Here is a 23038-nt window from a genome sequence, read left to right on the forward strand (position 1 = left end):
CCATCACCTTATTTCCTACGGAGTACGCCTTGCGTCTGTTTCACACCTCCGACTGGCACCTTGGGCAGAACCTGCATGGCCAGGAGCGCGATTTCGAGCACGCCTGCTTTCTCGATTGGCTGCTGCGTCAGCTGAAGCTGGACCAGCCTGATGTGCTGCTGATCGCCGGCGATATCTTTGACACGGTCAACCCGCCGGTCAAAGCCCAGGAACGCCTTTACGATTTCATCGTCAGTGCCCACGAACAGCAGCCGTTGCTGACCATCGTGATGATCGCCGGCAACCATGACTCCGGCTCGCGAATCGAATTGCCTGCGCCGTTGATGCGGCGCTTGCGCACTCACGCCCTCGGTCGCGTGCTGTGGCTCGATGACGGTCAACTGGATGCCGAACGCCTGTTGCTGCCGTTGCCTGATGCCAGCGGCGAAATCGCCGCCTGGTGCCTGGCGCTGCCGTTCCTGCGCCCCGCCGAAGTGACCGGTGCGCATTTGGGCGATAACTATTTGCGTGGCATCGGCCAGGTCCATGAATGGCTGATTGAAGCGGCCAACGCCAAGCGCAAGCCGGGCCAGGCGCTGATCGCCATCAGCCATGCGCACATGGCCGGCGGTTCGGTTTCGGAAGATTCCGAGCGCAGCCTGATCATTGGCAACGCCGAAGCCCTGCCCGCCAGTCTGTTCGGGCCGAGCATCAGTTACGTCGCCCTCGGGCATTTGCACAAACCGCAGAAGGTCAACAGTGAAGAGCGGATCCGCTATTGCGGCTCGCCGATTCCGTTGTCGTTCTCCGAGATCAATTACCAGCATCAGATCCTCGACATTCAGCTCGATGGCGAGACATTGGTCAGCGTCGAACCGCGCCTGATTCCGCGTTCCGTCCACTTGCAACGCCTCGGCTCCGCGCCGTTGGCGGAAATCCTGCTGCAACTGGCCGACCTGCCCAACATCGACCTGCTCGCCGATATCCAGCGTCAGCCGTGGCTGGAAGTGCGGGTCCGTCTCGACGAACCGCAACCGGACCTGCGCCATCAAGTGGAAACGGCGTTGCAAGGCAAGGCTGTGCGACTGGTGCGGATTGCCGCCGAATACGCCGGCAACGGCAGCCGCGACGGCGTCGATGACGGCACAACCTTGATTGAACTGGATCAGCTTTCGCCCCAGGAACTGTTCAGCCGCGCCTGGCAGGACAATTACGGCAGTGAGGTCGACGAGCAAACGCTCAAGGACTTCGCCGAGCTGTTGCAAGACGTGCAGATGGAGAGCGAACAGCCATGAAAATTCTCGCGATCCGCCTGAAAAACCTCGCCTCCCTGGCCGGGCCGTTTGAAATCGACTTCACCGCGGAGCCCTTGGCCAGTGCCGGTCTGTTCGCGATTACCGGGCCGACCGGTGCCGGCAAAAGCACGCTGCTCGACGCCCTGTGCCTGGCGCTGTTTGGCGCCGTGCCGCGCCTGAACAACACCGGTCGCGACGCCAAGGTCCCGGATGCCGATGGCGAAATCGGCACTGGCGACCCGCGCACGCTGCTGCGTCGTGGCACCGGTGAAGGTTATGCCGAAGTGGATTTCGTCGGCATCGACGGTCGCCGCTATCGCGCTCGCTGGGAGGCCAATCGCGCTCGGGAAAAGGCCGGCGGCAAGCTGCAAGCCAGTCGCCAGAGCCTGCGCGACATCGATCAGGATCAACTGCTCGCCAGTCAGAAAGGCGAATACAAAGCACAGCTCGAAGCCGCGCTGGGCCTGAACTTCGAACAGTTCACCCGCGCCGTCATGCTGGCTCAAAGCGAGTTCAGCGCCTTCCTCAAGGCTGACGACAACGACCGCAGCGAACTGCTGGAGAAGCTCACCGACACCGCGCTCTACACCCGTCTCGGTCGTCGGGCTTTTGACAAGACCAAAGAAGCTCGCGAAGCCCATAAGTTGCTGCAGGATCAGGCCACCGGAGTCACACCGCTGTCGCCGGAAGCCCGGGCCGAGCTGGATGAGCGCTTCAACGACGCTCAGCAGCAACTCAAGACCCAGCAGGCGCAGCTCAAACAGTTGGAGTTGCAACACACCTGGCTCAAGGAACTGCGCCAGGTGCAGGACGCGCAACAGAGTGCCACCGAGCAACTGCACTCCGCCCAACAACACTGGCACAGCCTGGCCGGCGAGCGCTTGAAGCTGACCCGTCTGGAACAACTGGCTCCGCAACGGCATCAGTTCGCACGCAAGACCGAACTCACCGCCCAGCTCACGCCATTGGCAGCGCAGATTCAGCAGCACACACAACAGCAAAGCGAGCTGATCGAGCGACAGACTCAACTCGAACAGAGCCTGAGCACCGCCCAAACGGCGCTGACCCAAGCGCAAAACCAACACACCGCCAGCGCGCCCCTGCTGCGTCAGGCCTTCGAGGAGCAAAGCACCCTAGCCCGCCTGATCAAGGACGCCAGCCTCAGTGCCGACCTCAAACAGCAGGCGGAACAGGCCTGCACTCAGGGTCAGGGCACGATTCAGGGTTTGCTCGAGCAACAGAAACAGGTCGCCGAACGGTTGCAGCGGATTGCCGGTGAGCTTGAGCAAAGCACTCATCTGGCGCCGTTGAGCGATGCCTGGAACGCCTACCGCGATCGCCTGCAACAGCTGATGCTGATTGGTAATCGCCTGAACAAGGGGCAGGCAGAACTGGCCGCTCTGGAGCAAAGTGCCGCCCACGCTGCCGAGGAACTGGCCACCCAGCGCCAGAGTCTTGAAGTGCTGTACAAAGAGGCCGGCGCCGAGCCTGAAGCAGTGGCCGAGCAGATTCAGATCCTCGGCAGCCTGCTGCAGGACAACCGCAAGCAACTGCGGGCCTTTGAAGAGCTGACGCGACTGTGGGCCAGCCAGCAGGAACTGGACAAGCGCGGTGCCGAGCTTCAGCAGCGGCAACTCTCCGCTCAACAAGACCGCGATCGTTTGACTCAGGACGGTGTGAAGACCAAGGCCGAACTGACTGTCGCCGAACAGACCCTGACTGTCACCCGCGAACTGCTGGAGCGTCAGCGTCTGGCGCGCAGTGCCAGCGTCGAAGAACTGCGCACGCAGTTGCAGGACGATCAGCCGTGCCCGGTTTGCGGCAGCCCGGACCATCCTTATCATCAACCCGAAGCCTTGCTGCAAAGCCTCGGCCGGCATGATGAAAGCGAGCAGGCCAACGCTCAGAAAGCCGTCGACCTGCTCAAGGAAAAACTCACCGATCTGCGTGCCGAAGTCGGCGGTTTGATTGCTCAGCAAAAGGAATTGCTGCAACAGCAAGAACAGCTCGCGACTCAGCAACAAGGCCTGACGCCAAGCCTGGAAGCGCACCCACTGTCCGCGCAACTGTTGGCGCAGGACGCAAGCAAACGCGATACCTGGCTGACCCAACAAAGCAGCCAGCTGAACCAGAGCATCACGCAGGATGAACAACGGCAAACCGCCCTGCTCACCCTGCAACAGGATGCCGCACGCCTGGCGCAACAACTGCGCAGCGCCGAAGCGGCGAGTCAGCAAGCAACACAACACCTGATCAACCAGCAACGCGAGTTGAGCAGTGATCGCCAACGCCTGGACGAAGAACTGAAGGCGTTCAGCACTCTGCTCCCGGCCGACACGCTGGAGGCCTTGCGCAACGAACCCGCCGCGACCTTCATGCAGCTCGACCGGCAGATCGCCCAGCGTCTGCAACAACTTGACCAGCAGCGCGAAGAACTCAGCGAACAGCAACAGCGCCAGCAGACGCTGGACAAAGAACAGTACCAACAGCAGACCCGCACCCAGCAACAGGAAGCTGCGCAGCAGCAGTTCACGGCGCTGGCCGGGCAGCAACAAGCTTGCCAGGAAAAGCTGACTCAACTGCTGGGCGAACATGCCAGCGCCGAACAGTGGCAGCAGCAATTGGATCAGGCCGTCGAGCAGGCGCGTAGTGCCGAAGCGACGGCCAATCAGGAATTGCAAACCGTGCGCACAGGGTTGGTGCAACTGGCCGCTGAACTCAAAGCGCAGCAGGAACGTTCCCAGGCCCTGGAAACTGAAGACCGCGAGCTGAGCGGCAAAATTGCCGACTGGCGCGCGCAGCATCCAGAGCTGGACGACGGTGGACTGGAAGATCTGTTGAGCGTCGACGACCAACACGTCAGCGAACTGCGTCAACGTTTGCAGCAGAGCGAAAAAGCCATCGAGCAAGCCAAGGTGCTTTTGCAGGAGCGCGATCAACGCTTGCTCGATCATCAGGCGCAGCACAACGGCAATCTCGATGCAGAACAGCTGGCCACGGCGCTGGCCGAGCTGCAAAACCTGTTCGCCGCCAGCGAACATCGTTGCGCCGAATTGCGCGCCGAACAGGCCGAGGATCAGCGTCGACAGAATGCCAATCAGGCACTGGCGCAACAGATTGCCGACGCCTACACCGAGTACCAGCGCTGGGCGCGATTGAATGCGCTGATCGGTTCGGCCACCGGCGACACCTTCCGCAAAATCGCCCAGGCCTACAACCTCGATTTGCTGGTGCATCACGCCAACGTCCAGTTGCGACAACTGGTACGACGCTATCGCCTGAAACGTGGCGGCAGCATGCTCGGGTTATTGGTGATGGACACCGAGATGGGCGATGAACTGCGCTCGGTGCATTCGCTGTCCGGCGGCGAGACGTTCCTGGTGTCGCTGGCGTTGGCGCTCGGTTTGGCGTCGATGGCTTCGAGCACGCTGAAAATCGAATCGTTGTTTATCGACGAAGGCTTCGGCAGCCTCGATCCGGAATCCCTGCAACTGGCCATGGACGCCCTCGACGGTTTGCAAGCGCAGGGCCGCAAGGTCGCGGTGATTTCCCACGTGCAGGAAATGCATGAACGGATTCCGGTACAGATTCAGGTTCACCGTCAAGGCAACGGCCTGAGTACGCTGGAGGTGAAATGAATACGCTGTATTCGTTCCGCCGCTGCCCCTACGCCATGCGCGCACGCATGGCGCTGTGCTATTCGGGGGTTGAGGTGCAGATCGTCGAGGTCAGCCTCAAGGCCAAACCCGCCGAAATGCTCGCGCTGTCGAGCAAAGGCACGGTGCCGGTGCTGAGTGTGGATGGACGGGTGATCGATGAAAGCCTGGAAATCATGCGCTGGGCATTAGCGCAGAACGATCCGCAGGACTGGTTGCTCAAGGATGATCCGCACGGACAACAACGCAGCGCCGCACTGATCGAAGAGAACGATCAGGTGTTCAAGGTGCACCTGAATCGCTACAAGTACGCCGAGCGTTATCCCGAGCAACCGATGGCGTTTTACCGGTCAGAGGGCGAGGTGTTCTTGCGCAAGCTGGATGAATTGCTGGAGGGGCGCGACTACCTGTTGGCCGGGCACCCGAGCCTGGCGGATATCGCACTGATGCCGTTCGTGCGGCAATTCGCCCACGTGGATCGCGGGTGGTTCGCGCAGACGCCTTATGTGCGATTGCAGGCGTGGTTACAGCGCTTCATCGAGTCAGAACTGTTCACCGGCGTGATGCAGAAATAACACCGCGCACTTGTGGCGAGGGAGCTTGCTCCCGCTCGGCTGCGTAGCAGTCGTATATCAGCCGATGAAAGCTGTCTGAAACAATGAGTGGCAGGTTTTGGGACTGCTGCGCAGCCCAGCGGGAGCAAGCTCCCTCGCCACATTAGATTGGGGATTCATGCCAATACCGAGCACATCCCCAACGCCGAGCAATCCACCTGGAACGGCCCGAAGAATTCGCCATTGGATTTGATCGGCGGATTCCCCACCAGCAGCTCCAGAGCCTTGGCAGTCTGAATGTTGTGGGTGATGTTGTGGTTGCATTCGATGGCCCGCGCCACCGACCCCGCCGAGCCCTGCCCGATCCCCAACAAGGAAGCGCCATTAGTCATGAATGCCAGGAAGGCGATGACCCAGAGTTTGCGTCCTTTCATGCCCCCACCACTCCCGCCACGTCGGCATGATCGACCCTTACGTTTTGAGCACGGTGTTCGAATTGAATGGCGGGATAAGCGACCTGGATCGGTGTTTGAAGGCTTTGTTGCGATTGAGCCGAAAGGCTGACGAGCAACACCATGGCCACGTAAAGACCGATGGCCAGGTAGGCGCCGTGTTTGGCAGAAGTGATGATTGCGCTGGCCATGGTGTTCTCCGTGGGCATGTTTCAGTGCCCACAGAATCGATCAAAAAACAGAAGATAACTAGCGACCTTTATGCATAGTAGCTATCAGTTTTATTGATCATGAACCCAGCGTGTTTCAGTCCTCGATAAAGCTCATCAAGCGCTCGCGGGCCGCATCCGGCTCGCTGGGAACGGGCTCGGCGGCCGACAGAATCGGGGTGGAATAGAGAAACAGGAGAACCACTGCCAGACGCATCGCCATGCTGTCGATCCTTATAGGGGAAGGAGTCAAAAAATCAGCGTCAAATTTAAACACATGGCCATGTGATATCAAGCAATACATTGATAGCAATATGATGCTGTCGTAAACGCGTTATGCAGGAGCGACATCACTTCGGCGCTTTTCGATGCTTACAGCTCGATCTGCAAGTGACTTCGCTCCTGCATAAAAGGTGCAGGGCTTACATTTCAGTGTTGGGCTTTGTGGTCCAGCGCGGCGTAGAAGTTGGCGCTCTGTTGCAGGTATTTCTGGGTATAGCTTTGGGTGTGGGATTTTTTGTCGCTGATTTCAACGTTGGCGCTGGCTGGCAGTGCAACGGTGGCAGAGATAGCGGAAGCGGCGATGACGGAGAAGAGATTGAAGTTCATGGCGGTATTCCTCGATTCAGTTGGCTTGCTTGCCCGGAGGGGCCGTGAAGCAAACTTAACTCCCGAGGGTCGACGCCTTGAAATGCTTTGTAGCATTAGCCGATATCAGTCTCATTAATAGAAGGTTGCAGGCCCCATCAACCGGGGCCTGCGGTCTATTGACGCACCAGGAACTTGAGATCGCTCGGGGCATCCATCGGCAGTTTCTGCACGGTGTTACCCAACAAACCGGTCTTGGCATCGCGCTCGACGACGACAATCTGGTTGCTCTTCTGGTTGGCAATCAGCACGAACTTGCCACCCGGATCGAGGCTGAACTCGCGCGGGTGATCACCGTCCACGGAGCGGCGCTGAAGCTCCTTGAGGTGCCCGGTCGCCGGGTCGATGGCGAACACCAGCAACTGATTGGTGGTGCCACGGTTGCTGACGTAAAGGAACTTGCCGTCAGCCGAGGCGTGAAGCGCAGCCGCAGCCTTGCCCGATGTCGGCAGACCCGCCGCCAGATCGACCATCTGCGTTTGCTCAAGCTTGCCGTCCCGGTAATCGAACACCGCGACCTGCGCGCTCATTTCCATGGTCAGCCAGGCGTGCTTGCCATCGGCACTGAACAGCAAGTGTCGCGGCCCGCTGCCGGGTGGCAACTGGACGGACGCGGGTTTGGCGGCGGTCAACGGCAGTTCCGGGTTGGCCTTGGGATCGAAGCGATAGACGAAGATCTTGTCGGCTCCCAAGTCGTTGGAAAACACGTATTGGCCATCCGGCGATGAAACCACCGAATGCACATGCGCTGACTTCTGCCGCTCAGGGTTGACCCGGCTGGACGGATGACTGCTCATCTGCACGACGGGTTTTAGCTTGCCATCGGTGCCCACCGGTAACACCGCCAAGGTGCCGCCCGGATCTTCAGCCACTGAGTAGTTGCTGACAAACACATGACTGGCGTCGCCGCTGACGCTCGAGTGCGTCGGCTCGTTGCCCAGGGTTTGCACCTGACTGATCAGGCTCAACTCATGGGTCTTGGGATCGATCGCATAGCTGCTGACGCGACCCACCGGATCGGCCTGCCCCGGGCCGTTTTCGTTGACCGCGAACAGGCGCTGTTGATCCTTGGACACGGCGAGCCAGGACGGGTTGGCGCTCTTCACCACTTGCAGGGGTTTGGCGTCGATCTGCCCGGTGCGGCTGTCGAAGTTCAGACGATAAATCCCCTGGCTCTGGCCGGCGGTGTAGGAACCCACCAGCAACTCGTAACTGTCCGCCGGGGCCGCTTGCACACCCAGTGTGGCGACGCTGCCGGCCATCAACAGTGGCCAGAAGTTACGCATCCTCATTCGTTTCGTCCTCATCGTCACCACCGCCGAATGCTTCCATGGGCACCAATCGGTGCTCGCCGGAATCGCCGGTAATGATCCAGCTCTTCAAGTCGGGATCAAACGTTGCCGCCGCGATCTGCGCCGGGGTGAACTCCCAGTGCTTGGCTGCTCGGCCGTCCATGCATTCGATGTGCAGGTTGTCGTCTTCATCAAGGGAGAATTCGAAGGCATGCAACCCGTCGATTTCCAGCATGTCGCAGTGTTCGAGGGTGTTGAGCAAGGTGTCGTTTGCGGCAGTCATGGCAGTCAATCTTTGAATGGGAAAAAGGCAATGATAGCTCATGCACTAAAGGATCGTTCCACTCGACCCCTGTGGGAGCGAGCCTGCTCGCGATGATGGCAGCACATCCAACATCAAGGTGACTGCCAGACCGCTATCGCGAGCAGGCTCGCTCCCACAATGAGCCAGTCTCGGTCACAATATTCGCGAACGACGGAATACATGTGGGAGCGGGCTTGCCCGCGATGGCGGCAGTACATCCAACATTTTGGTGATTGTCAGATCGCTATCGCGGGCAAGCCCGCTCCCACAGGGGTTGTGATCAGCCGTTAGAGGGCATCACGCGATGGCTTGCCATCGACCAGGCGCTGAATGCGCAGCGGATTGCCATTCTTCAGTGCTTCCGGCAGCAGGCTGTCGGGGTAGTTCTGGAAGCACACCGGGCGCAGGAAACGGTCGATGGCCAGGGTGCCCACCGAGGTGCCGCGCGCATCGGAAGTCGCCGGATACGGACCGCCATGAACCATCGCGTCGCAGACTTCCACGCCGGTCGGATAGCCGTTGAGCAGGATCCGACCGACCTTCTGCTCCAGCAATGGAGTCAGCTCGCCGAACTGTTCGAAGTCTGCCGACTCACCGATGATCGTTGCCGTCAGTTGCCCATGCAAACCGCTCAACGCGGCACTGAGTTGCGCCTGATCCGCCACTTCGACGAACACCGTGGTCGGGCCGAACACTTCCTCTTGCAGCACTTCATCGCCATCGAGCAACAGGCTGACATCGGCCTTGAACAGTTGCGGTTGCGCCTGATTGCCTTGTTGCGGGTTGCCGGCCAAATGCTCGATTTTCGGATGTACGAGGAGCTTCTGCAGGCCTTTGCCATAGCTGCCCAACGTACCGGCATTGAGCATGGTTTGCGCCGGTTGATCGCCGATCAGCCCCGCCACCTGTTGCACGAACGCACTGAACTGCGGCGAGCGAATGCCGATCACCAACCCCGGATTGGTACAGAACTGCCCACAACCCTGCACCACCGAAGCCGTGAGGTCACGGGCGACGCTTTCAGCACGCGTTTGCAACGCTTGAGGCAACACGATCACCGGGTTGATGCTCGACATCTCGGCAAACACCGGAATCGGCTGCGCCCGTGCCGCGGCCATGTCGCACAGCGCACGGCCACCCTTCAGTGAGCCGGTAAAACCGACCGCCTGAATCGCCGGGTGCTTGACCAGCGCTTCACCCACCCCGCCGCCGAAGATCATGTTGAACACACCGGCCGGCATGGCGGTTTTCTCGGCGGCGCGGATCACGGCGTCGGCCACCCACTCGGCGGTTGCCATGTGGCCACTGTGGGCCTTGAACACCACCGGGCAACCGGCGGCCAATGCCGAAGCGGTATCACCGCCCGCCGTGGAAAACGCCAGCGGAAAGTTACTCGCGCCAAACACGGCGACCGGCCCGAGACCGATGCGGTACTGACGCAGATCCGGACGCGGCAATGGCGTACGTTCAGGCAGCGCGCGATCAATCCGCGCTCCATAGAAATCACCGCGCCGCAGCACCTTGGCGAACAGACGCATCTGGCCGCTGGTGCGCCCACGCTCACCTTGAATACGGCCCGCCGGCAACGCGGTTTCGCGGCAGACCACGGCGACAAAGTTATCGCCCAACGCGTCCAGTTCATCGGCAATCGCATCGAGAAATTGCGCACGTCGCTCAGCGCTCAGGCTGCGATAGGCCGGGTAAGCAGCGGCGGCAGCCTTCGCGGCGGCGTCGACTTCGTCAAGGGTGGCCTGATAGAAATCGTGAGGCAAAGCCTCGCCAGTACTGGCGTCGACGCTCCGGAGTTTGACGGCGCCGGTAGCGCTGCGCTGACCGCCAATGTAGTTGTGACCAAGAATCCGGGTCATGGGTGTCTCCTTAAAGTGTGCCGACGGTGCCAGGTTCGAACGCCGCTTCAACGGGCTCAATGCCGTTGATCAAGGGCGCGCCGAACTCGGCCTGACTGATCTCGAACACGTCACCCGGTTGGGTGCGGATGCCGTCAGCGAAAGACAGGGTCGCGGTGCCGAAGAAGTGAATGTGCACGTCGCCGGGGCGCAGGAACTGGCTGTATTTGAAATGGTGGTACTCGAGGTTTTCCAGGCTGTGGCACATGTTTGCTTCGCCACTGAGGAACTCGTTCTGCCACAACACTTCACCATCGCGCAGGATGCGGCTGGTGCCGGCCAGATGCTGGGGCAACCCGCCGACCCGAAGCTCGGGGCCATAACTGCAACTGCGCAATTTCGAATGGGCCAGGTAAAGGTAATTCTTGCGCTCCATCACATGGTCGGAGAACTCGTTGCCCACGGCAAAACCGAGGCGATACGGCTTGCCGTCGTGGCCGATCACATAGAGACCGCTGAGTTCAGGTTCCTCCCCGGCATCTTCGGCAAACGGCGGCAGCGGGAACGGTTGGCCCGGTCGCACAACGATGCTGCCGTCGCCCTTGTAGAACCACTCAGGTTGCACGCCGGCCCGGCCGGCTGCGGGTTTACCGCCCTCCACCCCCCACTTGAAGATGCGCATGGTGTCGGTCATCGCGGTTTCGTCGCCGCCCTGCTGATGCATTTTGTCCCGGGCCGACGCGCTGCCCAGATGGGTCAGGCCGGTGCCGCTGACCAGCATGTGCGCCGGGTCCGGGTGATCCAGCGGCGGCAGGATTTGCAGATTGGCCAGCAGTGCCGAATAGTCGTGACTGATGCCCAGCCCCAGGGTTTGAACCTGTTGCTCAAGATTGACGCCCGCCTCGATCGCCGCCAGCGCCAGATCCCGCACCGTGCGCGCAGCCTGCACTTCGCGCACCAGGCCGTTCTCGACCACGCCGACGCGGCGTTCGCCGTTACTCAATTCGAACTGAACTAAACGCATGATTTTCTCCTTTAAACAAACTCGAAAACGCCACAAAACCAATGTGGGAGCGAGCCTGCTCGCGATGAGGCCATTCAGTCCGACATCAATGTTGAATATCAGGCCGTCATCGCGAGCAGGCTCGCTCCCACAGTTGATGGGTGTTAATCCTCAGATTCAGGTGCGGGTAGCCCCACGCGCACTGGCTGCAAATTCATCGGCCGGCAGTACGTGTTTACGCTCCAGCAGCCGATAAACCACACCCGTCAGCACCAGGCCGAACACCATCACGCAAGACAGGAAGTACAACCCCGACGCCAGGTTGCCGGTGTATTCCTTCAGCGCACCGATCACGAACGGACCGATGTAGCCACCGAGGTTACCCACCGAGTTGATCAACGCGATCCCCGCCGCCGCACTGGCGCCGGCGAAGAAGCGGCCCGGCAAGGTCCAGAACACCGCGGTGCAGGAAAACAGCGCGAACGCCACCAGGCACAGCGCCGCCAATTGCAGCACCGGCACCGTCAGCCAGGCGCTGAGGAACAGACCGATGGCGCCCAACACATACAGCACCGCCAGATGACCGTAGCGATCATTCAAGCGATCGGAACTGCGCGGCACGATCAGCAAACCGATGATCCCGAAGATGTACGGCACGGATGACACGAACCCGGTCACCAGATCAGTGCCACCGAACTGTTTGATCAACGTTGGCAGCCACAAACCGAGACCGTAGATGCTCAAGGTCACCGGCAGATAGAACAGCGCCAGCAGCAACACACGTTTGTCCTTCAGCGCATGCAGCGGATTGCCGTGGCGGGTCTGGCCGTACTCTTCCAGGTCCTTTTTCAGCTCGCCGGTCAGCCAGTCTTTCTCAGACTGGTCCATCCATTTCACCTGTTGCGGGCCGTCCGGCAAGTAACGCAGCACCGGCCAGGTCAGCAGGATCGCGGGTGTACCGATGACGATAAACAGCCACTGCCAACCGTGCAGCCCAAGAATCCCGTCCATGCCCAGCAAGCCGCCGGACACCGGGCCGGTGATCATCATCGCGATGGGTTGGGAAAGGATGAACAACCCGAGGATCTTGCCGCGATGGCGAATCGGGAACCATTGGGTGATGTAGTACAGAACGCCCGGGAAGAAACCGGCTTCGGCCGCACCGAGCAGAAAGCGCATCACATAGAAGCTGTTCGGTCCCTGGACGAATGCCATGCCGATGGTGATGGCGCCCCAGGTGACCATGATCCGCGCGAACCAGCGCCGGGCGCCGAAGCGGTCGAGCATCAGGTTGCTGGGGATTTCCAGCAGGAAGTAGCCAATGAAGAACAGCCCGGCACCCAGGCCATAAGCCGCGTCACCCAGGCCGATGTCGGCGCCCATGTGCAGCTTGGCGAAACCGACTGCGGAGCGATCCACATAGGCGATCAGGTACAACAGGATCAGGAAGGGAATCAGTTTCAGCGTGATGCGACGAATAAGCCGCAGTTCCTGGCTCATGAGTTCGGTCTCCGATTGTTGTTGTTATAGAACCTCGGGGGACGCCTCTCGCAGAAAACCGCCAGGGCCATCCCTCCGTTGAAAACGACTATATAGTAATACTATTTAACCAACAACACTTCCAAACAGCCGAAATTGCGCCTATGTTACGCCGTAGCTCGAACAATATAGTCATACAATAAGAGAACCGATCATGTCTGATAAGAAACCCACCCTGCGCTCCGCCCAATGGTTTGGCACTGCCGACAAGAACGGCTTCATGTACCGCAGCTGGATGAAGAATCAGGGCATCGCCGACCACCAGTTCCACGGCAAGCCGATCATCGGCATCTGCAACACCTGGTCGGAACTGACCCCGTGCAACGCGCATTTCCGTCAGATTGCGGAGCACGTCAAACGTGGGGTGATCGAGGCTGGGGGCTTTCCCGTGGAATTCCCGGTGTTCTCCAATGGCGAATCGAACCTGCGCCCCACCGCCATGCTCACCCGCAACCTGGCGAGCATGGACGTCGAGGAAGCCATACGCGGTAACCCGATCGATGGCGTGGTGCTGCTCACCGGTTGCGACAAAACCACCCCGGCGCTGCTGATGGGTGCAGCCAGTTGCGACGTGCCAGCAATCGTCGTCACCGGTGGGCCGATGCTCAACGGCAAGCACAAGGGCCAGGACATCGGCTCGGGCACGGTGGTCTGGCAGCTCAGCGAACAGGTCAAGGCGGGCACCATCACCATCGACGATTTCCTCGCGGCCGAGGGCGGCATGTCACGCTCGGCCGGCACCTGCAACACCATGGGCACGGCCTCGACCATGGCCTGTATGGCCGAAGCACTCGGCACTTCCCTGCCCCACAACGCGGCGATTCCAGCAGTCGATGCGCGCCGTTATGTGTTGGCGCACATGTCGGGCATGCGCGCGGTGGAGATGGTGCGCGAAGATTTGAAACTGTCGAAAATCCTCACCAAGGAAGCCTTCGAAAACGCCATCCGGGTGAACGCCGCCATCGGCGGTTCGACCAACGCGGTGATCCACTTGAAAGCCATCGCCGGGCGCATCGGTGTCGATCTGGACCTGGATGACTGGACCCGCATCGGTCGCGGCATGCCAACCATCGTCGACCTGCAACCCTCCGGGCGCTTCCTGATGGAAGAGTTCTACTACGCTGGCGGCTTGCCCGCGGTACTGCGTCGCCTCGGCGAAGCCAACCTGATTCCGAACCCGAATGCCCTCACCGTCAACGGCAAAACCATCGGCGAAAACACCAAGGACGCGCCGATTTACGGCCAGGACGAAGTGATCCGCACCCTCGACAACCCGATCCGTGCCGACGGCGGCATCTGCGTGTTGCGCGGCAACCTGGCGCCACTCGGTGCGGTGCTCAAGCCCTCCGCCGCGAGTGCCGAATTGATGCAACATCGCGGGCGTGCGGTGGTGTTCGAGAATTTCGACATGTACAAGGCGCGGATCAACGATCCGGAACTGGACGTGGATGCCCATTCGATTCTGGTGATGAAAAACTGCGGGCCCAAGGGTTATCCGGGCATGGCCGAAGTCGGCAACATGGGATTACCGGCCAAGCTGCTGGCCCAGGGCGTGACCGACATGGTGCGGATTTCCGACGCACGCATGAGCGGCACCGCGTACGGCACAGTGGTTTTGCATGTGGCACCCGAAGCTGCTGCTGGCGGGCCTTTGGCGACTGTGAAGGAAGGTGACTGGATCGAGCTTGATTGCGCCAACGGGCGTTTGCACCTGGACATTCCGGATGCGGAGCTGGCGGCGCGCATGGCGGATCTGCAGCCGCCACAGCAATTGATCGTGGGCGGTTATCGTCAGCTGTACATCGACCACGTGCTGCAGGCGGATCAGGGTTGCGACTTCGACTTCCTGGTCGGGTGCCGAGGATCCGAGGTACCGCGTCACTCTCACTAGACCCTCTGGATTCTGCAATCACAGCAGAACCTGTGGCGAGGGAGCTTGCTCCCGTTGGGCTGCGAAGCGGCCCCAATACAGGCAGTCGCGATTTGTCAGGTAGACCGCGCCGACCGATTTGCGACTGCTTCGCAGCCGAGCGGGAGCAAGCTCCCTCGCCACAAGGTATTCACAAGCTCCATATCTGATGAATACCCGCGCGCCTGCTATCATGCGCGGCACCCCATCGCACAGGATCGCGCCGTTCCCCATGGATTACCGCAAACCCTCCGACCGCAAAAGCATGCATTCGCGCATCGTCCAGGAACTGGGCATGCAGATCGTCTCGGGACGTTTCAAACCGGACGACAAACTGCCCGCCGAAGCCCTGCTGTGCGAGGAATACGCGGTCAGCCGGCCGGTGCTGCGCGAAGCCACCCGCGTATTGGTCGCCAAGGGCCTGGTGTATTCCCGCCCGCGGGTCGGCACGGTGGTCAAGCAGCGCAAGGAATGGCACATGCTCGACCCGGACGTGCTGCACTGGCTGATGCAAAGCAGTCCGCAAAATGAATTCTTTGATCTGCTGACCAGCGTGCGCAGCATCATCGAGCCGGCCGCCGCCGCATTGGCCGCGCAGTTCGCCACGGATGAAGACATCGCCTCCATCGGTGAAGCCTACCAGCGCATGGAAGCGGCGCCGACCCCGGAAGCGTTGTTGCAGCCGGACCTGGATTTCCATAGCCGGATCGCCGACGCGACGCATAACGACTTGCTGGCGAACCTGTGCAACATGCTGTCGGTGGCGATTGCCGAAGCCTTGAAGCATTCCAACCAACGGCCGAATCTGCATGAATTGGCGATGCCACGGCACAAGGCGATCCTGACCGCTATCGAGAATCGTGATGCGCTGGGCGCGCGGCATGCGACGCTGGTGCAGCTGGATGATGCGCGTAGTGCGTTGAATGTGGTGCTGGGAACCGATCCCTCATAACCACCACTGAACCCTGTGGGAGCGGGCTTGCCCGCGATTGCGGAGTGTCAGACGATATAGATGCTGAATGATCCGCCGCCATCGCGGGCAAGCCCGCTCCCACAGGGACTGATGTGAAGTTTGAGATGAAAAAAAGCCGCAACCTTGGTTGCGGCTTTGTTGTTTCAGCGACCGGTCAGTGAGCGAACAGCGAGTTGCCCTTCTGCCCTGCCAATTTCTCCGGTTTGATCAGGAACCGTGCCAGCGCTGGCAGCAGCCACAATGCGCCGAACATGTTCCAGAGCAGCATGAAGGTCAACATCAGGCCCATGTCGGCCTGGAACTTGATCGCCGAGAAGATCCAGGTGCACACGCCGATCGCCAGGCACAGACCGGTGAACAGCACGGCTTTACCGGTGGACTTCAGCGTCTGGTAGTACGCCTCTTGCAGTGGCAGACCGGCACGCAGGAAGCTTTCCAGACGGCTGTAGATGTAGATCCCGTAGTCCACGCCAATCCCCACCCCGAGCGCCACCACCGGCAAGGTCGCCACTTTTACGCCGATGCCCATGAACGCCATCAACGCGTTGCCGAGTACCGAAGTCAGCACCAGCGGCAACACGATGCACAAGGTCGCCGCCCAGGAACGGAAGGTGATCATGCACATGGTCGCGACGCAGATGTACACCAGAACCAGAATGGTCAGTTCGGAGCGCTTGATCACCTCGTTGGTGGCCGCTTCGATCCCGGCATTACCGGCGGCAAGGATGAATTCCAGACCTTCCTTGTTGTTGTCTTTGGCGAAGTCCTGCACCGCATGCACGGCGCGGTCCAGGGTTTCGGCCTTGTGGTCGTTGAGGAACACCAGCACCGGGGCCAAGGAGCAATTGTTGTTGTACAGGCCATCGGCACGGGCGATGGAGTTGTTCAGCACGTCCGGGTTGCGCGACAGGGTTTCCCATTTCAGGTTGCCCTCGTTCATGCCCTTGATCATCTGCTTGGACACGGTCACCAGCGAGATCGCCGACTGCACGCCCTCGGTGTTCTGCATTTTCCACATCAGCTCGTCGATCGGCGCCATGGCCTCATAACGCGAGCAACCTTCGGACTTGGTCTTGACCATCACCACCAATACGTCGGAACTGGTGGAGTAGTTATTGATGATGAAGCTGTTGTCCTTGTTGTAGCGCGAGTCCGGACGCAGCTCCGGCGCGCCCTGGTCGAGGTCGCCGATTTTCAGGTTCTGGCTGTACCAGAGGCCACCACCGAAAGCGATCAGTGCCAGGGCAATGGAAATCGGGGCGACTTTGGGGCTGGCAAAGTTCGACAGCAGGCGCCAGAACGGATGTTCGCGGTGCGCGTCTTTCTTGCTGCGTTCGACGGCGCGTTTGCTGATACCGACGTAGGAAATGGCTACCGGCAGCAGGATCAGGTTGGTGAACACGATCACCGCCACGCCGATGGACGCGCCGATGGCCAGTTCACGAATCACGCCAATGTCGATGATCAGCAGCGTGATAAAGCCCACCGCATCCGCGAGGATCGCGATCATCCCCGGCAGAAACAGCTGACGGAATGTGCGACGTGCCGCAGTCAGCGCGTTCTCCGCCTCGCTGGACTGCAAGGCGATACCGTTGATTTTCTGCACACCGTGGGAAATCCCGATGGCGAAGATCAGAAATGGCACCAGCATCGAGTACGGGTCAAGCCCGAAGCCAAAGAAGTGCATCAAGCCGAGCTGCCAGACCACCGCCACCAGCGTCGTGCTCAAAACCGCCACGGTACTGCGCATGCAGTTGGTGAACCAGTACAGCAGGATCAGGGTAATGACGAAGGCGACGCCGAAGAACATCACCACCATGACCAGCCCATCGATCAGGTCGCCGACTTTCTTGGCGAACCCGACGATGTGGATCTTCACGTTGGGGTTCTGGGCTTCGAACTTGTTGCGGATCTTGTCTTCGAGCTCGTGAGAGAACTGGCGGTAGTCCAGCGCCAGCAACTTGCCCTGGTCCTGCGGGTCCGGGTAGGACTCCAGCAGCGGGATGTCGACGATGCTCGACTTGAAGTCGTTGGCCACCAGGCGCCCGACTTGCCCGGACTTGAGCACGTTGTTACGCAGCAGGTCGAGGCTTTGCTGGGAGCCGTTATAGCTCTGGGGAATCACTTCACCACCGGCGAAGCCCTCCTCCGTCACCTCGGTCCAGCGCACGCTCGGGCTCCACAGCGACTTGAGGCCGGAACGGTCGACGCCGGAAATGTAGAACACCTCGTCGTTGATCTGACGCAGGGTCTCCATGTATTCCTTGGAGAAGATGTCGCCATCGGTGGCCTCCACGGAAATCCGTACCGTGTTGCCCAGGTTCGCCAGATCGTTGCGGTGCTCCATCATTTTTTCAATGAACGGATGCTCGAGCGGGATCATTTTTTCGAAACTGGTGGACGGCCGGATCAGCGTTGCCTGCCAGAACAGGAAAACACTGACCAGCAGGCAGATGACGATGACTGCCGGGCGGTTGTTGAAAATCAGGCGCTCAAGAAACGTCGCCTTGTCCTGATGAGGAGTGCTTAAGGATGTCATAGACCCGCCTTCTTATTATTTGCCCGGCTCATTTGGACGACCCGTTTTTTCCATTCTCTGCGCCGGTGGGCGAAGTGACGCGAACGCCACCCTGTCCTGCCAGAATCAGATTGCCGTTGCCTGCCGCAGTCACCGCCGAAACGGAAATGCGATCCGGGCGATTGAACACGCTGAAGGTTTCGCCGTCATCGGTGCTGCGAATCACGCTGCCGCCATTACCGACGATCACGATGGAACCGTCGTCGAGCAACGTGGCGCCAGAAAGGCCGAACTCCAGTGCACCGCGTGCAGCCTTGAGTTCGACCTGCTCCCACGTGCTGCCGAAATCGGTGGAACGGTAGAGATTGCCGCGCAACCCATAGGCCAGCAGCGTGGCCGGTTGCGCGGTGCCGATCACACCGAACAGCGAGCCTTCGTAGGGGCCTTCAAGCTTTTCCCAGGTCTGCCCTTCATCGGCGGAACGGAACATGCTGCCCTGCTCGCCGACGATGAAAATGCCGGAATCCTTGACCGCGGCAATGGCGTTGAGGTGGTACTGGTCTTCGTTGTCCAGGCGATCGCTGACATCTTCCCAGTTTTTACCGCCGTCGGTGGTTTCCAGCAACGCACCGTATGCGCCCACGGCAAAGCCGCTGTTAACGTCCTTGAACCAGACGTCGAGCAGCGGCGATTCGCGTTTCAGGTCTTCGAATTGTTTGGTCCAGGTGATGCCGCCGTCTTCGCTGGCGAGGATCTGCGCATCATGGCCAACGGCCCAGCCGTGTTTGTCATCGATAAAAAACACCGCCGTCAGCAGTTGCCGGGTTGGCACCTTGGCCTGGGTCCAGGTGGCGCCCTGGTCATCGGAATACAGAATGTGCCCACGATCGCCGACCGCCACCAGGCGTTTGCCGGCGTGTACGACATCGAGCATCAGGCCTTTGCTGGCCTTGGCGGATTCAACGGAGTAGACCACGTCGGCGGCCGACGCGGCAGCGGCCAGCGCAGGCGCCGACAGCACGGTACAGCCCAGCAGCGAGAGCGCTGTAGCCAGCAACGCGAACCTGCGTAACGCCGGCGGGCGGCCAATACTCACACCCATGACAGGCTCACTCATAGACCTTCCCCCACATTATTATTGTTAGGTCGTTCAACCTTTCAGGGCGCCGTAGGGGTGCTTCGGGATTGACCTATTCAGGAAGCATAGTCCTGAAACCCGCAATCCAGAGCCCCTTCGGAAGCTGGCTTATCCTATCGGGGTTTGGAAAGGTCTGACAATCGACGCCGCGTTATGTTTTGTTAACTGGGGGGGATATGGGTTGTGGGTGAATGAGGAGGTATTCGCTGGGGTGATTGGGGTTTGGGGTTTGGTGTACATATCCGTTTCTGCGGTCACGGCGGCTATTGGTTCCGCTCTTACAGCGGGTCAATTTGGAAAAGCGCCAAAGTAACCAAAGCGCTTTTGCCCCTGTCGTTCGGTGCCTCGCCTAGGCTCGGCATGCCCTCGCTCCGGTCCTGCTCCGTGGGCCCGCCGCGATCGGCCATCCATGGCCGTGCGCGGCTAACCCGGCATCCATGCCGGGTTGCCCACTGCGCAGAACCTCCTCTCGGCCTCTCGAGGGGGCATGCACCGCAAAAGCCAAAGCGAGGCGGCCTACCGGCCGGCCTGGATGGACGCGCGTACGCATTTTCCCGTAGGAGCTGCCGAAGGCTGCGATCTTTTGATTTTGCTCTGGCTTTGGCTTTGGCTTTGGCTTTTGATCTTGATCTACCCGCCCCTTCGGGAGGCTGAGTGGAGGTGTTCATCTGGGGATTGGCGCGCAGCGCCGTTCGACGCAGTCGAACCCATCGCATGTAGGTTGAAGCGAAGCCAACCGTAGGGCGATGCCCCCAGATGGATACCGGAGCGAAGGAACGCCGAGCCTTAGCGAGGGGCCGGACGCTTGGGGCGAGACCTTTTGGTTCCTTTTGGGGCGTTTGCCAAAAGGGACTCGCCGTAAGGGCGAAACCATAAGTAGTCGTTACCGCAGAAACGGATATGTACACCATCAAAAAATCCCGGTCGCAGGCAAGCCAGCCCCCACAATTTGGTCGGTGTACATCTGCAAGAGACAGGTCGGTTATCAGGCCGCCTTCGCGAGCAAGCCCGCTCCCACAGGATCCAAATGAACCCTGAAGGAGCAAGGCCAAACTCAGGCCAGGCTTTTGCTGACCACTTCAAACACATCGCTGGATAGTTGCCCCGAAGCGCGAATCCGCTCCAGCTCACCTTTCATCAACGCCTGACGAGCGTCGTCGTATTTGCGCCAGCGAGTCAGCGGCGCCAGTTGGCGAGAGGCGATCTGCGGGTTAAACCCGTTCAACTCGATCACCAGATCCGCCAGGAACCGATACCCGGAACCGTCGGCTGCGTGGAAGTTAATCAGGTTCTGCCCGGCAAACGCGCCGATCAGTGCCCGCACCTTGTTCGGGTTCTTGATTGTGAACGCCGGGTGTTGCATCAAGGCTTTGACCCGCTCAAGACCACCCGGCAACGTGCTGCCGGCCTGAACGCTGAACCACTGATCCATGACCAGCGGATTGTCCTTGAAGTGCTCGGCGAAGCTCGCCAACGCCGTGGTTTTCTGCTCTTCGAACGGCGAATTCACCACCACCGCCAACGCCGTCAGACGCTCGGTCATGTTGTCGCTGGTGTCGAATTGTTCAAGGGTTGCCGCCAACACTTGCGGCTTGCCGCTGAGCATCAAGTACGACAGCGCAATGTTTTGCAGCGCGCGGCGGGCGAAATGCTCGGCCTCGGCCACATACGGCGTTTTCTTCGAGAGATCGCGATTGGCCTGATAACGCAGCCACAACGCCTCGAACAAGCCTTCAGCCAATTGCTTACGGGCAAACTCGCGGGCCGTGTGAATGGCGTCTACGTCAGCCACTTCACTGATCTCAGTCAGATACGCCTCGCCCGGCAACGAGAGCATTTCGGCGACCATCGCCTGATCAAGCGTATCGTCGGACAGCACAGTACGCAGCGCTGAAACCAAACGCTGATCCAGTACCAGCGCTTCACCCTTCTGTTGCTGTTCGATCAACTCTTGCAGCACCTGCACCGACAATTGCTGACCGGCATCCCAACGGTTGAAACCATCACTGTCGTGCTGCATCAGGAACATCAGCTGATCGCGGTCGTACGGGAAGCTCAGTTTCACCGGCGCCGAGAAGCCACGCAGCAACGAAGGCAGCGGCTTTTCAGCAATGTCGATGAAGGTGAAGGTCTGCTCGGCTTCAGTCACCGAAATAACCCGCGAAGTGCCTTGAGCACTGGCTTCACCAACAAGACGCAGGGCAATTTCGCCGCCCTTGCTGTCCAGCAGACCCAGTTCCACCGGAATCACGAACGGAAGTTTTTCCACCTTGTCCGGGGTTTCCGGGCAGCTCTGGCGGAAGGTCAGGCTGTAGGTTTTCGCCGCGGCGTCGTAGGACTCGCTCACCGCCAAACGCGGTGTACCGGCCTGGCTGTACCAGCGTTTGAATTGAGTCAGGTCAACGCCGTTGGCGTCTTCCATGGCCTTGATGAAGTCGTCGCAGGTCACGGCCTGGCCGTCATGGCGTTCAAAGTACAGGTCGCTGCCTTTGCGGAAGCCTTCGGCGCCAAGCAAGGTGTGGATCATGCCGACCACTTCCGAACCCTTTTCGTACACGGTCAGGGTGTAGAAGTTGGAAATCTCGATGAAGCTGTCCGGGCGCACGGCGTGGGCCATCGGGCCGGCGTCTTCGGCGAACTGGTGGGTACGCAGGTAAGCAACGTCCTGGATGCGTTTGACCGTGGCCGAGTTCATGTCGGCGGAGAAGCCGGAATCGCGGAACACGGTGAAGCCTTCCTTCAGCGACAACTGGAACCAGTCGCGGCAGGTCACGCGGTTGCCCGACCAGTTGTGGAAGTACTCGTGGGCAACGATCGCTTCCACACGCTGGTGCGCGGCATCGGTAGCGGTTTCGGCGCGGGCCAGCACGGCGCTGGAGTTGAAGATGTTGAGGCCCTTGTTCTCCATGGCGCCCATGTTGAAGTCGTTGACCGCGACGATCATGAAGATGTCCAGGTCGTACTCGCGACCGTAAACCTCTTCGTCCCAGCGCATCGACTTCTTCAGACTGTTCATGGCGTGCTGGCACTTGTCGATGTTTTCCGGCTCGACGTAGATGCGCAGCGCCACGGAGCGCTCGGTCATGGTGGTGAAGGTGTCTTCGACGCACCACAGGTCACCGGCCACCAGCGCAAACAGGTACGCCGGTTTCTTGAACGGGTCTTCCCAGGTCGCCCAGTGCCGGCCGTCTTCGCCGGGACCTGAGGCAATCGGGTTGCCGTTGGACAGCAGCACCGGATAGCTGTGCTGCTCGGCGACCACCGTGGTGGTGAACGTGCTCATCACGTCCGGGCGGTCGAGGTAATAGGTGATCTTGCGGAAACCTTCGGCTTCACACTGGGTGCAGAACATGGTGCCGGATTTATACAGGCCTTCCAGCGCGGTATTGGTTTCCGGGTGGATCTTGACGCTGGTGTCGACCGTGAAGCTTGTGCTGGTCGGTTGCAGGGTCAGGTGATTCTCGGTCAATTGGTAGTCGGCGGCGCTTAGTTCGCGGTCGGCCAATGTCACCGACAGCAGGTCGAGTTGCTGACCGTCCAGCACCAGCGGCGGCAGGCCCGGGCCACGTTCAGGATTGCGGCGCATCACCAGTTGCGCATGGACCAGGCTGTGGTCCTCGAACAACTCGAAGGTCAGGTGCGTCTCGTCGATCAGGTACTCAGGTGCCTGATAGTCCTTCAGGTAGATCATCTTCGGTTGTTCGGTGCGCATACTGGAATCC

17 protein-coding genes are annotated in these 23038 nt (G+C 60.2%); 5 read left to right on the forward strand and 12 right to left on the reverse strand.

From position 1 onward, the window contains the following. Nucleotides 1–29 precede the first annotated feature (29 nt). The 3 genes from ACZ3HH_RS11320 to ACZ3HH_RS11330 are packed head-to-tail and all read left to right on the forward strand — an operon-like array spanning nt 30 to nt 5505. Nucleotides 30–1274 carry an exonuclease SbcCD subunit D C-terminal domain-containing protein gene (locus tag ACZ3HH_RS11320; protein ID WP_465804601.1) on the forward strand — a complete coding sequence of 415 codons (1245 nt, stop codon included), beginning with the start codon at nt 30–32 and terminating at the stop codon, nt 1272–1274. Then, nucleotides 1271–4912, forward strand: coding sequence for an AAA family ATPase (locus ACZ3HH_RS11325; RefSeq protein ID WP_465804603.1), 3642 nt, complete (start codon nt 1271–1273; stop codon nt 4910–4912). The genes ACZ3HH_RS11320 and ACZ3HH_RS11325 overlap by 4 nt, the downstream gene beginning before the upstream one ends. Beyond that, nucleotides 4909–5505 carry a glutathione S-transferase gene (locus ACZ3HH_RS11330; protein ID WP_465804604.1) on the forward strand — a complete coding sequence of 199 codons (597 nt, stop codon included), beginning with the start codon at nt 4909–4911 and terminating at the stop codon, nt 5503–5505. Before ACZ3HH_RS11325 ends, ACZ3HH_RS11330 begins: the two co-directional genes overlap by 4 nt. Before the next feature lie 155 nt (nt 5506–5660). On the opposite strand, the gene ACZ3HH_RS11335 is transcribed toward ACZ3HH_RS11330, so the two are convergent. The 9 genes from ACZ3HH_RS11335 to ACZ3HH_RS11375 all read right to left on the reverse strand — a co-directional run bounded on the left by ACZ3HH_RS11335 (nt 5661) and on the right by ACZ3HH_RS11375 (nt 12739). Next, nucleotides 5661–5918: a hypothetical protein gene (locus ACZ3HH_RS11335; protein ID WP_465804606.1), complete on the reverse strand. Its 258-nt coding sequence runs from the start codon at nt 5916–5918 to the stop codon at nt 5661–5663. Beyond that, nucleotides 5915–6127, reverse strand: coding sequence for a hypothetical protein (locus ACZ3HH_RS11340; protein ID WP_465804608.1), 213 nt, complete (start codon nt 6125–6127; stop codon nt 5915–5917). The genes ACZ3HH_RS11335 and ACZ3HH_RS11340 overlap by 4 nt, the downstream gene beginning before the upstream one ends. 115 nt (nt 6128–6242) lie before the next feature. Then, entirely contained in the window at nt 6243–6368 is a 126-nt protein-coding gene (locus tag ACZ3HH_RS11345) for a hypothetical protein (RefSeq protein ID WP_277397061.1), read from the reverse strand. 206 nt (nt 6369–6574) lie between these two features. Beyond that, nucleotides 6575–6754 (reverse strand): hypothetical protein, encoded by a 180-nt coding sequence (locus ACZ3HH_RS11350; RefSeq protein ID WP_007941320.1) that lies wholly within the window; start codon nt 6752–6754, stop codon nt 6575–6577. A gap of 155 nt (nt 6755–6909) precedes the next feature. After that, nucleotides 6910–8079 (reverse strand): lactonase family protein, encoded by a 1170-nt coding sequence (locus ACZ3HH_RS11355; protein ID WP_465804827.1) that lies wholly within the window; start codon nt 8077–8079, stop codon nt 6910–6912. Beyond that, the gene (locus tag ACZ3HH_RS11360; protein WP_465804612.1) at nt 8072–8368 is read right to left on the reverse strand and encodes a DUF5629 family protein; all 297 of its coding nucleotides are present in this window, start codon (nt 8366–8368) and stop codon (nt 8072–8074) included. The genes ACZ3HH_RS11355 and ACZ3HH_RS11360 overlap by 8 nt, the downstream gene beginning before the upstream one ends. Before the next feature lie 308 nt (nt 8369–8676). Continuing rightward, nucleotides 8677–10257 (reverse strand): aldehyde dehydrogenase (NADP(+)), encoded by a 1581-nt coding sequence (locus tag ACZ3HH_RS11365; protein WP_465804614.1) that lies wholly within the window; start codon nt 10255–10257, stop codon nt 8677–8679. A 10-nt stretch (nt 10258–10267) separates the two neighbouring features. Further along, nucleotides 10268–11260 carry an AraD1 family protein gene (gene araD1, locus ACZ3HH_RS11370; RefSeq protein ID WP_465804616.1) on the reverse strand — a complete coding sequence of 331 codons (993 nt, stop codon included), beginning with the start codon at nt 11258–11260 and terminating at the stop codon, nt 10268–10270. A 156-nt stretch (nt 11261–11416) separates the two neighbouring features. Further along, nucleotides 11417–12739 carry an MFS transporter gene (locus tag ACZ3HH_RS11375; RefSeq protein WP_465804626.1) on the reverse strand — a complete coding sequence of 441 codons (1323 nt, stop codon included), beginning with the start codon at nt 12737–12739 and terminating at the stop codon, nt 11417–11419. Nucleotides 12740–12932: 193 nt separating this feature from the next. On the opposite strand from ACZ3HH_RS11375, the gene ACZ3HH_RS11380 reads away from it, so the two are divergent. Together ACZ3HH_RS11380 and ACZ3HH_RS11385 are read left to right on the forward strand one after the other, a co-directional pair. Beyond that, entirely contained in the window at nt 12933–14669 is a 1737-nt protein-coding gene (locus tag ACZ3HH_RS11380; RefSeq protein WP_465804628.1) for an IlvD/Edd family dehydratase, read from the forward strand. A 250-nt stretch (nt 14670–14919) separates the two neighbouring features. Further along, nucleotides 14920–15639 (forward strand): FadR/GntR family transcriptional regulator, encoded by a 720-nt coding sequence (locus tag ACZ3HH_RS11385; RefSeq protein WP_032835696.1) that lies wholly within the window; start codon nt 14920–14922, stop codon nt 15637–15639. Between the two features lie 175 nt (nt 15640–15814). Here ACZ3HH_RS11385 and ACZ3HH_RS11390 read toward each other — a convergent pair whose 3' ends face one another. The 3 genes from ACZ3HH_RS11390 to pepN form a co-directional block, all read right to left on the reverse strand. Beyond that, a complete protein-coding gene (locus tag ACZ3HH_RS11390; RefSeq protein ID WP_460146198.1) occupies nt 15815–18199 on the reverse strand; it encodes an efflux RND transporter permease subunit in 2385 nt (794 codons plus the stop codon). Nucleotides 18200–18227: 28 nt separating this feature from the next. After that, nucleotides 18228–19295, reverse strand: coding sequence for a WD40/YVTN/BNR-like repeat-containing protein (locus ACZ3HH_RS11395; RefSeq protein WP_465804631.1), 1068 nt, complete (start codon nt 19293–19295; stop codon nt 18228–18230). Nucleotides 19296–20370: 1075 nt separating this feature from the next. Beyond that, on the reverse strand, nt 20371–23028 hold the full coding sequence (gene pepN, locus ACZ3HH_RS11400) for an aminopeptidase N (RefSeq protein WP_465804633.1): 2658 nt from the start codon (nt 23026–23028) through the stop codon (nt 20371–20373). Nucleotides 23029–23038 lie beyond the last annotated feature (10 nt).

This window comes from Pseudomonas sp. PME37.24/025 (assembly GCF_055556615.1).